The organism is Variovorax sp. AC103 (assembly GCF_979254005.1).
The window spans coordinates 1-12,797 of sequence record NZ_CEEDFC010000039.1 but is presented as its reverse complement, the minus strand read 5'-3'; the positions used below and the strand labels follow the sequence as shown (position 1 = coordinate 12,797).

General features: G+C 64.0%; 13 protein-coding genes. 10 read left to right on the top strand and 3 right to left on the bottom strand.

Annotated elements, in window-relative coordinates:
* Positions 1 to 165: 165 nt before the first annotated feature.
* The gene (locus AC0IYU_RS33560; RefSeq protein WP_472126354.1) at positions 166 to 486 is read left to right on the top strand and encodes a DUF2917 domain-containing protein; all 321 of its coding nucleotides are present in this window, start codon (positions 166 to 168) and stop codon (positions 484 to 486) included.
* An 81-nt stretch (positions 487 to 567) separates the two neighbouring features.
* Here the strand turns inward: AC0IYU_RS33560 and AC0IYU_RS33555 are convergent, their stop codons facing one another.
* Positions 568 to 972, bottom strand: a complete 405-nt coding sequence (locus AC0IYU_RS33555) for a BLUF domain-containing protein (RefSeq protein ID WP_472126352.1) — start codon at positions 970 to 972, stop codon at positions 568 to 570.
* Between the two features lie 157 nt (positions 973 to 1,129).
* Here AC0IYU_RS33555 and AC0IYU_RS33550 point away from each other — a divergent pair, with 157 nt between their 5' ends.
* Entirely contained in the window at positions 1,130 to 1,831 is a 702-nt protein-coding gene (locus AC0IYU_RS33550) for a Crp/Fnr family transcriptional regulator (protein WP_472126349.1), read from the top strand.
* Between the two features lie 19 nt (positions 1,832 to 1,850).
* Here AC0IYU_RS33550 and AC0IYU_RS33545 read toward each other — a convergent pair whose 3' ends face one another.
* Positions 1,851 to 2,708 (bottom strand): DUF6279 family lipoprotein, encoded by an 858-nt coding sequence (locus tag AC0IYU_RS33545; RefSeq protein WP_472126346.1) that lies wholly within the window; start codon positions 2,706 to 2,708, stop codon positions 1,851 to 1,853.
* 31 nt (positions 2,709 to 2,739) lie between these two features.
* Between AC0IYU_RS33545 and glmU the strand changes: the two genes are divergently transcribed.
* Positions 2,740 to 4,191 carry a bifunctional UDP-N-acetylglucosamine diphosphorylase/glucosamine-1-phosphate N-acetyltransferase GlmU gene (gene glmU / locus AC0IYU_RS33540; protein ID WP_472126344.1) on the top strand — a complete coding sequence of 484 codons (1,452 nt, stop codon included), beginning with the start codon at positions 2,740 to 2,742 and terminating at the stop codon, positions 4,189 to 4,191.
* 111 nt (positions 4,192 to 4,302) lie between these two features.
* Here the strand turns inward: glmU and AC0IYU_RS33535 are convergent, their stop codons facing one another.
* Complete coding sequence (locus AC0IYU_RS33535; protein ID WP_472126340.1) at positions 4,303 to 4,785, bottom strand: Lrp/AsnC family transcriptional regulator; 483 nt, start codon at positions 4,783 to 4,785, stop codon at positions 4,303 to 4,305.
* Positions 4,786 to 4,923: 138 nt separating this feature from the next.
* On the opposite strand from AC0IYU_RS33535, the gene glmS reads away from it, so the two are divergent.
* The 7 genes from glmS to AC0IYU_RS33500 all read left to right on the top strand — a co-directional run bounded on the left by glmS (position 4,924) and on the right by AC0IYU_RS33500 (position 12,420).
* Positions 4,924 to 6,813, top strand: coding sequence for a glutamine--fructose-6-phosphate transaminase (isomerizing) (gene glmS, locus AC0IYU_RS33530; protein ID WP_472126337.1), 1,890 nt, complete (start codon positions 4,924 to 4,926; stop codon positions 6,811 to 6,813).
* 575 nt (positions 6,814 to 7,388) lie between these two features.
* Positions 7,389 to 7,712, top strand: coding sequence for an HAD domain-containing protein (locus AC0IYU_RS33525; protein WP_472126334.1), 324 nt, complete (start codon positions 7,389 to 7,391; stop codon positions 7,710 to 7,712).
* Between the two features lie 191 nt (positions 7,713 to 7,903).
* The gene (locus tag AC0IYU_RS33520; protein ID WP_472126332.1) at positions 7,904 to 8,848 is read left to right on the top strand and encodes a metallophosphoesterase; all 945 of its coding nucleotides are present in this window, start codon (positions 7,904 to 7,906) and stop codon (positions 8,846 to 8,848) included.
* Positions 8,849 to 8,879: 31 nt separating this feature from the next.
* A complete protein-coding gene (locus AC0IYU_RS33515; RefSeq protein ID WP_472126329.1) occupies positions 8,880 to 9,332 on the top strand; it encodes an HAD domain-containing protein in 453 nt (150 codons plus the stop codon).
* Entirely contained in the window at positions 9,329 to 10,165 is an 837-nt protein-coding gene (locus tag AC0IYU_RS33510; protein WP_472126327.1) for a metallophosphoesterase, read from the top strand. The genes AC0IYU_RS33515 and AC0IYU_RS33510 overlap by 4 nt, the downstream gene beginning before the upstream one ends.
* 305 nt (positions 10,166 to 10,470) lie before the next feature.
* Positions 10,471 to 11,133 carry a hypothetical protein gene (locus tag AC0IYU_RS33505; RefSeq protein WP_472126324.1) on the top strand — a complete coding sequence of 221 codons (663 nt, stop codon included), beginning with the start codon at positions 10,471 to 10,473 and terminating at the stop codon, positions 11,131 to 11,133.
* A 312-nt stretch (positions 11,134 to 11,445) separates the two neighbouring features.
* Positions 11,446 to 12,420, top strand: a complete 975-nt coding sequence (locus AC0IYU_RS33500) for a toll/interleukin-1 receptor domain-containing protein (protein WP_472126321.1) — start codon at positions 11,446 to 11,448, stop codon at positions 12,418 to 12,420.
* The last annotated feature ends 377 nt before the right edge of the window (positions 12,421 to 12,797 follow it).

Below are 12,797 nucleotides of genomic sequence, written 5' to 3'. Positions count from 1 at the left end.
CGAATCCGCGTTTTGATCCATTGATGCGGGAATCGCATCAGTAGCCTACCTCGTTTTCATTGGACTCAGGGCGCCTTGGAAACGATCATTCATTCCCGAACTGCGCTATTGCCCCCGTCTCTGTCTGACCGGCCGGCGCTTCCGGAAAGCCCAAGGAGTTTCAACATGTCCACCGCCGTCTGCACCACCGAATCGCTCTCGCCCCTGTCCGCCGCCGCCCGCACCGCTGCCGCCATTCCGCCGGCCGTTCGCCGCGGCGCCTGGCAGATCGCGCCCGGCGAGGCGATGAGCCTGAAGGCGCGCACGGCCAGCGTGTTGCGCGTGAAGCAGGGCCGGGTATGGATCACGCCCGACGCCACGCTCGCCAATCCCAGCGAAGACCTGGTGCTTGCACCGGGCGAATCGCTGGCGGTGGCCGCGGGCCAGCGCATCGTGATGGAGGCGTGGGACGGCTACGGCGCGACCTACAGCTGGGACAACGCCTGATTGTTCGGCCTCCAGGAGCTCAAAAGGCGGCCTCGGCCGCCTTTTTCTTTTTGAAGCTTCTTTCAGCCCATGGCGGGCCGTTCAGCCGTTGATGTCGAAGCTCGGCAGCAGTGCCAGGAAGTGCCGCAAGGCCACCTCGCCGTCCAGCACGTGCACGCCCGCCATGAGGTCGGGGCCTTCGCTCTCGGCCAGGCCCATGCCGAAGCCGCTGTAGCGGCGCACCGCCAGCGGCGCTTCGTAGACCACCCGGATGTCGGTATGGCGCGGGTCCTTCTCGATGCGTTGCATCAGCGTGTCGATCGCCTCGCGCGGGCCTTCCAGGTGCTGGCAGAAGCGCATGCCGTCGAAGACCAGCAAACCCGTGATGCCGCGCTCGGCATTGCGTGCGCGGGCGCGGGTGGCGATCGTGCCCACGGTGGTCGGGGGCAGGTCCTGGGCAAGCGTGCTGCAGTAGAGAACTTCGTGAAACGGTGATGCTTCGGTCATGTGTCTTTGAGGAATCGCAGCGCAGTCTAGGTACCCCTTCGACGCGGCGAAATGTAAAAAGACACAGCCGAAACGCCTATAGTGTCGCGTGAAATTCGAGGACTACCCCGCCGCTGCCCCGCCGCCTCAAGGTGCGAATCCGTGTGACGACTGCGCGTTGCGCAAGCTGGAGGCTTTTCTTCCGTCGTCCGAGGAAGAGCTCAAGACCATCCAGTCGTTTCGCGCCGGCGCCCGGCGCATCGAATCGGGTGGATCGATCATCGACGAGCACCGCAGCAGCCCGCTGCTCTTCACCCTCTATTCGGGCTGGGCTTTCCGCTACAAGACCCTGAGCGACGGCCGCCGGCAGATATTGAGTTTTCTGTTGCCCGGCGACTTCATCGGCCTGCAGGACGAGTTCGCCGACGGGCAGACGCACGGCGTCGAGGCCGTGACCGACGTCACGCTGTGCGCTTTTTCGCGCGACCGGCTCTGGGGCCTGTTCCACGCCCAACCCAAGCTCGGCTACGACATCACCTGGCTCGCGGCGCGCGAGGAAAAGCTGGTGGACGACAACCTCGTCACCGCCGGACGGCGCAACGCCAGCGAGCGCGTGGCCATGCTGCTGATGCAGCTGTACCGCCGCGCCGAGCGCGTGGGCATGGTGCGCGACGGCTGGGTGGAATTTCCGTTCAACCAGCAGCACATTGCCGACGCGCTGGGGCTGTCGCTGGTGCACACCAACAAGACGCTGCGGCGGCTGCAGCGCCTGGGGCTCTACAAGATCGACACGGGCTGGCTGCGCATCCTGGAGCCGCACGCGCTCGAAACGCTGGGCGACTACTTCGAGCGCCCGATGCGCCCGACCCCCCTCATCTGACGTCGGCGCCCCGGGCTACTCAGCGCGCCGCCACCACCAGCTGTCGCAGGTCCTCCTGGTACGCCTGCAGCCGGCGCACCGCTTGTGCACGCTGGCTTGCCGTGGCGCCGTTGTGCAGCGCGGCCGTGTTGCGGCAGCCTTCTTCCAGCAAGGCCTGCTGCTGGTCGCGCCAGGGGCCGGGCGGCGGCTCGGCGATGCGCTGGATGTAGCCGTGCAGCGCGGCGCGCGCCTCGCCCGGCGAGGGCTTGCCGGCGACGAAGCCGCGCAGCAGCCCCAGCGCCTCCTGCTGGCGCTTGCGGCGCTCGGCGTCCGCCAGCCGCGGGTCGAACACCGACTGCGCCACCTGCGCTTTCAGCAGGTCGCGCTGCTCCGGGGTCAGTCGCCCGTAGAAGTCCTCGGCGCGGTCCAGGAACTGGTCGTAGCGCTTCTCGTGCACCTGCGCCGGGGTGCGGTCCAGCCAGTCCTTGCGGAAGTCGGCGTTGTTCTTGGCGTACTTGCGCTCCAGCTGCTGCAACTGGGCGCCGGTCAGGCTCAGCGCCAGCGCGGTGCCGGCGGGCTCGGCGCGCTCGGTCACGGCCAGCAGGCGCTCGCGGATGCGCTCGGCCATGGCGCAGACCTGCTCGGGCGTCACTTCGCCGGGTGCCAGCGCCTGCGCGTCCTGCAGCAGCGCGGCCAGGCGCGGCAGCTCGTTCTGGCGGTGCCAGGCCAGCAACTGCGCGAGCTCGTCGCGCACCTTCGGGGTCTGCTCGCTGTCGAAATCCAGGTAGCCGTCGAGCCACCAGTAGCTCACCGTGGGCAGGTTGTTGTAGGCCAGCTTGATCGCGCTGCAGGCGCCCAGTGCCGAGGCCAGCAGCAGCACGCCGATAATTCGCGCCACTGCAGCGCAACGAAATCGGGAAGAAAAACGCATGAATCAGACTCCGCAACAAGACAACCAGGGGCCGGTCGACGTCGTCATCATGGCGGCCGGCAAAGGCACGCGCATGAAGAGCAAGCTGCCCAAAGTGTTGCATCGATTGGGAGGCCGTGCATTGCTGGCCCATGTGGCCGGCACCGCCGCGCGCATCGGCGCACGCGACGTGGTGTTCGTGACCGGGCACGGCGCGGCCGAGGTGGAGGCCGCCATGGCCTCGTTCGCGGCCGGCATGACGGGCATGACGGGCGTGACGGGCGTGACGGGCATCACGCAGCGCTTTGCCCGCCAGGAGCCGCAGCTGGGCACCGGCCACGCGGTGCAGCAGGCCGCGCCGCTGCTCGCGGACGACGGCACGGTGGTCGTGCTTTCGGGCGACGTGCCGCTGATCGGCGAAGAGACCCTGCGCGCGCTCATCGCGGCCAGCGCCGGCGACCGCCTGGCGCTGCTGACCATCGAGTTCGACGACCCGAGCGGCTATGGCCGCGTGATCCGTTCGGCCGCCGGTGGCGAAGTGACCGCCGTCGTCGAGCACAAGGACGCCAGCGAAGCCCAGCGCGCCGTGCGCGAGATCTACAGCGGCGTGATGGCCGTGCCCGCGCGACTGCTCAAGGGCTGGCTCGCGCGGCTGGACAACAAGAACGTGCAGGGCGAGTACTACCTGACCGACGTGGTGAAGTTCGCCGCCGCCGACGGCGTGCCCGTGGTGGCGCACATCACCACCGACGCGCTGCAGGTGGCCGGCATCAACAGCCCGGCCCAGCTCGCGGCGCTCGAGCGCGCCTGGCAACTGCGCCAGGCCGACGCGCTGATGGCGCAGGGCGTGCGCCTGGCCGACCCGGCGCGCTTCGACCTGCGCGGCACGCTGGACTGCGGCACCGACGTGGAGATCGACGTCAACTGCATCTTCGAAGGCGCGGTGTCGCTGGGCGAGGGCGTGCGCATCGGCGCGAACTGCGTCATTGCCAACGCACGCATCGAGGCGGGCGCGGTGATCCACCCGTTCACCCACATCGAAGGCGAGAAGGCCGGCGTGAGCGTGGGCGCCGGCGCGCTCATCGGCCCGTTCGCGCGCCTGCGGCCGGGCGCGCAACTGGGTGCCGAGGTGCACATCGGCAATTTCGTCGAGGTGAAGAATTCGACGCTGGCCGCCGGCGCCAAGGCCAACCACCTGGCCTACCTGGGCGACGCGACCGTGGGCGAGCGCGTGAACTACGGCGCGGGCAGCATCACCGCCAACTACGACGGCGCCAACAAGCACCGCACCGTGATCGGCGACGACGTGCACGTGGGCAGCAACTGCGTGCTGGTGGCCCCCATCACCATCGGCGCGGGCGGCACCATCGGCGGCGGGTCGACCATCAACAAGTCGACCGAGCCGGGCGCGCTGACCGTGGCGCGCGGCAAGCAGCTGAGCTTTGCCAACTGGAAGCGGCCCAAAAAATAGGCTCGCCCCCAGGCTGCGCGCACTTCGTGTCGCTTCGCCAACCCCCTACCGGGGGCAACACCTGCGGCCCGGCAAAGCCGGTTCCGCGGTGTTTCGCGAAGGGACCGGGCCTCACGCCAGCGGCAGCCGGGGCTCGAACTTCGCCCGCTTGAGGCTGAAGAAGGCCTTCACATTGCGCACGTTCGCATCCGCCGTGAACAGGCGCTGCGTGAGCGCCCCGTAGTCCGGCATGTCGCGCGCCGCGACCACCAGCACGAAGTCCGGCCCTGGCGACACACGCCAGCACTGCTGCACCGCGGCGTCGGCGATCACGCGGGTTTCGAAGGCGTCGAGCGAGGCCGCGTCCTGCCGGTCCAGCGAGATTTCGACCACCGCCTGCAAACCGTGGCCCAGCACTGCGGCGAGCCGGTCGGGCGACAGCAGCGCCACCTGGCGCTCGATCAACCCGAGTTCACGCAGGCGCTGCACGCGGCGCAGGCAGGTCGGTGGCGAGATGCCGATGTCCGAGGCCAGGCGCTGGTTGGTGTTCGAGGCATCGCGCTGCAGCGCGTCGAGCAGGCGCAGGTCGGTTGAATCGAGGGATATTGATTCCATATATGAATAAATTATGGAATAAAAATCCAATTAGACGAAGTGAAGAAATAAAAGTCCAAAAAAACAATAACTAAGAAAACATATTTCTTCTCTGTCTCCCTACCATTCAGTCTCTTCTTCATTCAAAGGCAGCTCACCATGTGCGGCATCGTCGGGGCAGCGTCCCATCGCAACATCGTTCCGGTCCTGGTCCAGGGCCTTCAGCGGCTCGAATACCGCGGTTATGACTCGTGCGGCGTGGCGGTGCATGCCGGCGGCCTGACGCGCGCGCGCACCACTTCGCGCGTGGCGGACCTCGTGACGCAGGTGCACGACGACAAGGTCGAAGGCCTCACCGGCATCGCCCACACGCGCTGGGCCACGCACGGCGCGCCGGTCGTGCACAACGCGCACCCGCACTTCAGCCATGGCCCCGGCGCCGATGCGCAGGGCGTGCGCCCTGGCCGCATTGCGCTCGTGCACAACGGCATCATCGAAAACCACGAACCCCTGCGCGCCGCGCTCGAAGCCAAGGGCTATGTGTTCGAGAGCCAGACCGACACCGAGGTCATCGCCCACCTGGTCGACAGCCTCTACGACGGCGACCTGTTCGAGGCCGTGAAAGCCGCCGTGCTGCAACTGCACGGCGCCTATGCCATTGCCGTGATCTGCCGCGACGAGCCGCAGCGCGTGGTCGGTGCGCGCGCGGGCTCGCCGCTGATCCTGGGCGCGGGCAAGGACGGAGGCGAGAACTTCCTCGCCAGCGACGCCATGGCCCTGGCCGGCGTGACCGACCAGATCGTCTACCTGGAAGAGGGCGACGTGGTCGACCTGCAGCCGGGCAAGTACTGGATCGTCGACAAGAACCACAAGCCGCTGTCCGCGGAACAGCGCCCGGTGCGCACCGTGCTCGCGCACAGCGGCGCGGCCGAACTGGGCCCTTACCGGCACTACATGCAGAAAGAAATCTTCGAGCAGCCGCGCGCCATCGGCGACACGCTCGAAGGCGTGGAGGGCATCGTGCCCGAGCTGTTCGATGGCATCGGCCAGGACGGCGCCACCGGTGCCAGCGCGCACCGCGTGTTCCAGGACATCGACAAGATCCTCATCCTGGCCTGCGGCACCAGCTACTACAGCGGCTGCACCGCCAAGTACTGGCTCGAAGGCATCGCGAAGATCTCCACCCAGGTCGAGATCGCCAGCGAGTACCGCTACCGCGACTCCGTGCCCGACCCCAAGACGCTGGTGGTCACCATCAGCCAGTCGGGCGAAACCGCCGACACGCTGGCCGCGCTGAAGCACGCGCGTTCGCTCGGCATGGAACAGACGCTGACCATCTGCAACGTGGCCACCAGCGCGATGGTGCGCGAGTGCAAGCTGGCATACATCACGCGCGCCGGCGTGGAAATCGGCGTGGCGTCGACCAAGGCCTTCACCACGCAGCTGGCGGGCCTGTTCCTGCTCACGCTCGCCGTTGCGCAGGCCAAGGGCCATTTGAGCGATGCCGACGAGGCGCGCTACCTGAAGGAGATGCGCCACCTGCCGGTCGCGCTGCAGTCGGTGCTCGCGCTCGAGCCGCAGATCATCGGCTGGGCCGAAGACTTCGCACGCAAGGAAAACGCGCTGTTCCTGGGCCGCGGCCTGCACTACCCGATTGCGCTCGAAGGCGCGCTCAAGCTCAAGGAAGTGACCTACATCCACGCCGAGGCCTACGCCGCCGGCGAACTCAAGCACGGCCCGCTCGCGCTGGTGACCAGCGAGATGCCCGTGGTGGCCGTGGCGCCCAACGACGCGCTGCTCGAAAAGCTCAAAAGCAACCTGCAGGAGGTGCGCGCGCGCGGCGGTGTTCTGTATGTGCTGGCCGACGGCGACACGCAGATCAGGAGCAGCGAAGGGCTGCACGTGATCCGCATGCCCGAGCACTACGGTGCGCTCTCGCCGATCCTGCACGTCGTGCCGCTGCAGCTGCTGGCGTATCACACGGCAGTAGCGCGCGGCACCGACGTGGACAAGCCGCGCAACCTGGCGAAGAGCGTGACGGTGGAGTGAGGCGGGGCCGGTCCGCCGGCGCCCTAATCTCACCTAATAAAGTCGTAAACATCCAAATAGAGTCGTAAACGGGGCAATAGAGTCGTAAACGGGGCAATAGAGTCGTATACCCCTCATAAAGCAAGCAGGAGGGGCTAGTTGCGCGTTGCTTGACTGCAGTGCCTACAGCTAAGATCGACTTGTTAGTTCACCTCTAACTTTTACGAATGCCCCATGTTCAAGCTCTCGGCCACTACCGCCAAATGCGTCAGCATCGATGCAGGTGTGGTTATGCGCGTGGTGATTCGCTCGGGATGTTCAGGCCAGTCGGCGAACCGAATAGCAGTGGTGGCATCGCCTCTTCTCGCCATCGTTCCACAGTCTTAAGGAGCTGACATTTTTGGCTCCATCTAGGAGCCCAGAATGTTCAGCCGAATCAGTTTTCTCCTCCTCTCTCCCTTGGGCACGCCGCCCAAATTGTTGTTCCTTGGCGACTCGGCCGTAGTCAGGAAGTCAAGCGGCTCAATCCCACGCAGATCGCCGACCTATAAGACACCACTGTTTCTGCCCGGGGTGAGGTCTCAATGGTGAAAGCGATGCCGATCCACGACGCCCCCGGCCGCGCCGTTGACTCCAGCGATCTGCTGTTCCTGGATGTAGACGGTGTTCTTCATCCTGTCGGCGCGGACTACTCGTTCAGCAGCAGGTTCTTCAGTCATTTGCCGCGGCTGGAAGAGCTCCTGCGCGAGTTCAGGTCTGTCGATATCGTCATCTCGTCGGATTGGCGACTGGCCGCAAGCATCGAGCAACTGCAACAGTATTTCAGCGATGACATCCGGCACCGGATCATCGGAGCGACGCCGCAGATTGACCCAAGTGTCGTCGTCCGACATCAACGCCAGTTAGAGATCCAGGCCTAGCTCGACGGAAACGGCTGCCATGACGCAGAGTGGGTCGCACTTGACGATTGGCCCTCGAGCTTCGACGCAGGCTTCGAACGGCTCGTGCTCACCGATCCCAAGCGTGCGTTCGATCAAGACAGCTTCCAGGAACTGCGCTCGCACTTCCTGCGGTTCGCGGCTGGCCGATGAACCGCCAGTCGGCACATGAAATGACACCTCTCATCCCGTCGGGCCTCCACGCGCGATCCGCACATCAACAGTCGAAGCCCAAGCTGATGTTCTTCGGCGACCCGCACGGCGACCTCGATCCGGTGATCGCCGCGGTCGAGCACTTTCAGCCTGAGGCGATCGTGCTGCTGGGTGACATCCAGGCGCGCCGACCTCTGCACGACGAGCTAAGGCCGATCCTGGGTGTAACCGAGATCTGGTTCATCCACGGGAACCACGACACGGACTCCGACGCCGACTACGACAACCTGTGGGGATCAGAGCTCGCCACCCGCAACCTGCACGGCCGCATCGTCGAGATCGCCGGGTACAAGGTCGCAGGCCTGGGCGGCATCTTCCGCAGCAAGATCTGGGACCCGCGGCGGCCGATCGAGGAGGCGGCGTTCCAGTCGAGCGACGCCATGCGCCGTACCATGAAGCGCGAGGAACGGTGGCGCGACGGTATCTCCCGCAAGCACCGATCCTCCATCTTCCTGGATGAGTACCAGCGGTTGCTGCGGAGCGGACCCGCCGACATCCTGGCGACGCACGAGGCGCCGTCGGCCCATCCACACGGCTGGAAGGCGATCGACGAACTCGCCGTGAAGCTCGGCGTCCATTTGGTGGTCCACGGTCATCTTCACCGAAGCGTTGATTATCTCGGCGAAGACCTGATGCCTGCCACGGCGCTGTTCCGGGCCTTCGGCGTCGACATGGGCTCGCATCTGGCGTGGCCGCGCAGTCCCCAGGAGGAGGCTGGGTTGGAAAGCCCGTCACAGGACTTACTGAATCTCGCGACCCAAGTGTTCGGCGCAGCAACCCAAGCCTGGTTGAACAAGCCGCACGAACTGCTTGATGGTCAAACGCCGGCGGCGTTTGCTATCGGGGGCGGCGCTGACAAAGTGCGATCGATCCTGATCGCGATTCAACACGTCGGTGTCGTATGAGGGCTGGTGGATACGGGCTAGGAGATTCAGGGTGATCCTGTTCCTCGACTTCGACGGCGTGCTTCATCCGGAGGGGGAAGATCACATCCTCAATGGCGGCGCCGATTTCTGCTTCCTGCCGCGACTGGAGGCACTGCTGCGCGAGTTCCCACACGTGAAGATCGTGATCAGTTCATCATGGCGCGAGCAGCTTCTCTACCGAAGCTTGCTGAAACCGTTCTCCAGCGACATCCGGGCGCGCATCCTAGGAGCCACGCCTCATTCGGGCTTTGGCCTTCCGCCGCCGTACAAGAAGCGCGAAGGAGAGATCCTCGCGTGGCTCCAGATCCACGATGCGGTTGGCGAGCCCTGGGTCGCGCTCGACGATGCCTACTGGCAGTTCGCTTGCTGCAAGGACCATCTGGTGGTGTGCGGCTCGTTCACCGGCTTCGACGACAAGGCCAGTGCCGAGCTTCGCGCTCGCTTTGAAGGGACATCCCAATGAAAGTACTGGTTCTTTCCGACCTCCACCTCGAGTTCGCACCGTTCGAGCCGATGCCAGATCTCGAATTCGACGTCGTTATCCTCGCCGGCGACATTCATTCACCGGCCAAGCGCGCCGTCCAATGGGCGGCGGATCGCTTTCGCGGCAAGCCCGTGATCTACCTCCTCGGTAACCACGAGTACTACGACGGACGGTTGGACACAACACTGGCCGAAGCGCGCCGCGAAGCCGCGGGCAGCAATGTCCATTTGCTCGACGGTGACGAGCTGGTGATCGACGGCGTACGCTTCCTCGGTGCAACGTTGTGGACCGACTTCGAACTCGCCATCGAGACCCCTGAAGGTCCGGTCAGCGATGTCCGGCGTGCCATGAAGATGGCGACCAACCTGCTGAACGACTACGCACTGATCCGCACGGTCGACGAGTCGGCGGAGCCCGATACTTGGCGCTACAAGCAGGGAAGAAAGCTCCAAGCGGCCGACACGCTGCGGATTCACCAGGCACAGCGAGCCTGGCTGCGGGAGAAGCTTTCGGAACCGTTCGCCGGACCGACGGTGGTCGTGACGCACCATGCACCTCATCGCGGATCGCTTGCAGAGCGCTACGCCGATGACTGGGCTTCGGGTGCGTTCGTGAACGAGCTTTCGGATACGTTCTTCGACGTACCAGTGCTCTGGGTGCATGGTCACACGCATCAACAGTTCGACTATCGAGTCCGTTCTTGTCGAGTCGTTTCCAACCCGCGCGGCTACGTGAACTGGAGCGGCAGGATCGAAAACAAGGCGTTCAATCCGGCATTGGTCATCCGAACGACTTCGGGTCGCGGGTGTTGATTGAGGATGATCCGGCGATAGCACCTGGGCAATGCGTTCCGCGTAGAGAGTGCGCTCATGGCGGAAGTGGCCAGAGTGCGGCGCGCCTTTCGGCAGTACCATGAGCTCCTCGGATTATTCGTCGACCCGCAATTCGGTTCACGGCACGCCGCTGCTGTGGCGGTACAAACCTCTAGGTCGACGCCATCAGCATGTTCGCAGCACCCCCTCGCAAGAAAGGCGATGCGCGCCGCGTCTGATGCCGTCAGCGGGATGACATGAATGTGGTGGGCGCTGCTATCCTCCGCGCGAAGAGGAGCGAGACCATGGCGAATACAAAGAAAATACATTGGGCTGAGATCGCCGCTATGACTGGCGCGCTGTTGATGGTGGTCGCGGTCACAGTGAATGTTTGCGATGGCTGGCCCGGCATCTACGCCTTCCTCGACGGCAAGGCCTCGGCGTGGGCGCAAGTGGTAGGCGGTTTGCTTGCGGTTGGCGCCGTCATCTGGGTCAGCCAAGATCAGGCGCGGCAGAACCGCCGATTGCAGATGGAGCTCAAAGTACACGACGAGGCTAAGGCACTCGCTGGAATCAGCGCGATCATCGACACGGCCATCAGTGAGTTCTCCGCTGCGCTTCAGGCCCTCAGCGGTCCTGATGCTCAAGAATGGCCCAAGACCAACTTCACAGGCGATGACTCGTTCTATGGTGTCTTGGCTGCTCAGGTGAGGGAGTGCCCGCTGCTTGCAATGCCGAACTACGAAGGCGTCATAACGCTTATCGCGGTCAGGGACTTGATAGCCGCGGCCCAGTTCAACTTGGACAGGCTGGCTACCGAGGCTAAGACCATGCTTCGTTTGGATCAGGTGAAGCTTCGACAAGAATACCTTTCTCACAATCTGCTGACGTTGCAGGCTGAGAGTGAGCGATTCGACGCAAGCCTTAGCAAGCTGGGCTACACGATCAAGCGACCGACTCGAATCTAGATCGACGCTTTCACGCTTTTGCAGGGGCGTTTGTTCATGGCTGGACTGTCTCGGGCAAGCGTTCGCGTATCCGCTCTTCCCAGCCCTGGCGCTTTGCGCAGTTCACTGACGATGGTGTGTTCGACATCGTGAGCATTGGTAAGCAATGGGAACCGCCCCCGCCCGTAACGGCATCGACGTGCCAAAGTGCAGACGTTGATCATCGGATATGTGTCTGAGTCGATCGAGCTGACCGTGCTTGCGCGACTTCAGGGGTTTCGGCGTGCTGGGCGATATCGGTCTGCATAATCGATCGTCAAAGACGGAGACATCATGGCCAAACTCGTTTTCTCGTATGCACACGCGGACGAAACTCTGCGCAATGAGCTCGAGAAGCACCTTTCACCCCTCCGGCGCCTGGGTCTTCTCGAGCCTTGGCATGACCGGCGAATCGTTGCTGGCCAGCATTTTGCCGGCGAGATCGACAGGAACTTCGCCGATGCGGATATCGTCTTGTTGTTGGTGAGTCCCGACTTCGTGAATTCGGACTACTGCTTCGACGTCGAGATGAAGGGCGCGTTGGAGCGCGACGCCCGCGGAGAGGCGGTCGTGATCCCCGTCATCCTGCGTCCGTGTCACTGGGCAAGACTGCCGTTCGGAAAACTGCAGGCGGCCACCAAGGACGGCAAGCCGATCGTGCACTTTCCCTCGCATGACGACGGATTTTTTGAGGTTGTGGCGTCCATCGAAAAAGCGATCGCGGCACTCAACTTTCGGCGTGGTCCACCGCAGGTGGTTGCACAGTCCGCACCCGTGCAGGCGGCCCCAAGTGTGGCGCCGCCTGACGCCACAGATCCAGCGCGCATTGAGCGCTCCAGCAATCTGCGCCTCAAGCGGACGTTCAGCGATCACGAGAAGGATCAGGCCCTCAAGAATTGCTTTGAGTACATCGCCAACTTCTTCCAGAGCTCTCTGGAGGAGATCCGGACGAGAAACCCGGAAATCTCGGTCGACTTCACGCGCGTCGACGCCAAGGGTTTTGAGGCAAAGATCTACGTGGATGGCAAGCGTCGGTCGCAGTGCGGCATCTGGTACGGCGACGGTCGTTGGACCGGCGACATCAGTTACAGCAGTTCCGGGGTGACGCCAGGCAGCTACAACGACTCGCTTCATCTAGAGGACGACGGCTATGCCATCTTCTTCAAGCCGATCGGCATGAACATCCGGCACACGCAACGCGATGAACGACTCGATCAACGCGGTGCCGCCGAATACTTCTGGGGCTCGCTGATCGAGCATCTGCAGTGACCATCGCGACAGTATCCAATTCGCACGAGAGCAAAAGAGGATCCGAGTGAACGAGAACAAATACTTAGGAAGCTCGAGCGCGAACTCGCGCTCGTCATCGAGAAAGGTCAAATCGCCGTGGACACGGTGGCGACCGTCAGCAATGAACAGCAGTAGACGGCGTTCAGGGAACGTTTCGGTGTCGGGGTGCTGAGCGGACTGAACGGCGAGCCGCTCTTGCGCACGATGCACGGCCGGCAAGACGACGAGTCACGTTGCCTTTGCTACTGGCTGGAGTTCAAGAACGACGAAGAATTCTGGGTGTTGAGTTCCATGGAATCCTGACCCGCGATTTCCATCGAATATTGACCCACCCTCTTTGCGAGCCGGCCGGCTCA

What these genes read in the sequence shown, in the direction of transcription:
- AC0IYU_RS33560 (WP_472126354.1), top strand. Translation starts at nt 166, where the DNA reads ATGTCCACCGCCGTCTGCACCACCGAATCGCTCTCGCCCCTGTCCGCC.
- AC0IYU_RS33555 (WP_472126352.1), bottom strand. Translation starts at nt 972, where the DNA reads ATGACCGAAGCATCACCGTTTCACGAAGTTCTCTACTGCAGCACGCTT.
- glmU (WP_472126344.1), top strand. Translation starts at nt 2,740, where the DNA reads ATGAATCAGACTCCGCAACAAGACAACCAGGGGCCGGTCGACGTCGTC.
- AC0IYU_RS33535 (WP_472126340.1), bottom strand. Translation starts at nt 4,785, where the DNA reads ATGGAATCAATATCCCTCGATTCAACCGACCTGCGCCTGCTCGACGCG.
- glmS (WP_472126337.1), top strand. Translation starts at nt 4,924, where the DNA reads ATGTGCGGCATCGTCGGGGCAGCGTCCCATCGCAACATCGTTCCGGTC.
- AC0IYU_RS33525 (WP_472126334.1), top strand. Translation starts at nt 7,389, where the DNA reads ATGCCGATCCACGACGCCCCCGGCCGCGCCGTTGACTCCAGCGATCTG.
- AC0IYU_RS33520 (WP_472126332.1), top strand. Translation starts at nt 7,904, where the DNA reads ATGACACCTCTCATCCCGTCGGGCCTCCACGCGCGATCCGCACATCAA.
- AC0IYU_RS33510 (WP_472126327.1), top strand. Translation starts at nt 9,329, where the DNA reads ATGAAAGTACTGGTTCTTTCCGACCTCCACCTCGAGTTCGCACCGTTC.
- AC0IYU_RS33505 (WP_472126324.1), top strand. Translation starts at nt 10,471, where the DNA reads ATGGCGAATACAAAGAAAATACATTGGGCTGAGATCGCCGCTATGACT.
- AC0IYU_RS33500 (WP_472126321.1), top strand. Translation starts at nt 11,446, where the DNA reads ATGGCCAAACTCGTTTTCTCGTATGCACACGCGGACGAAACTCTGCGC.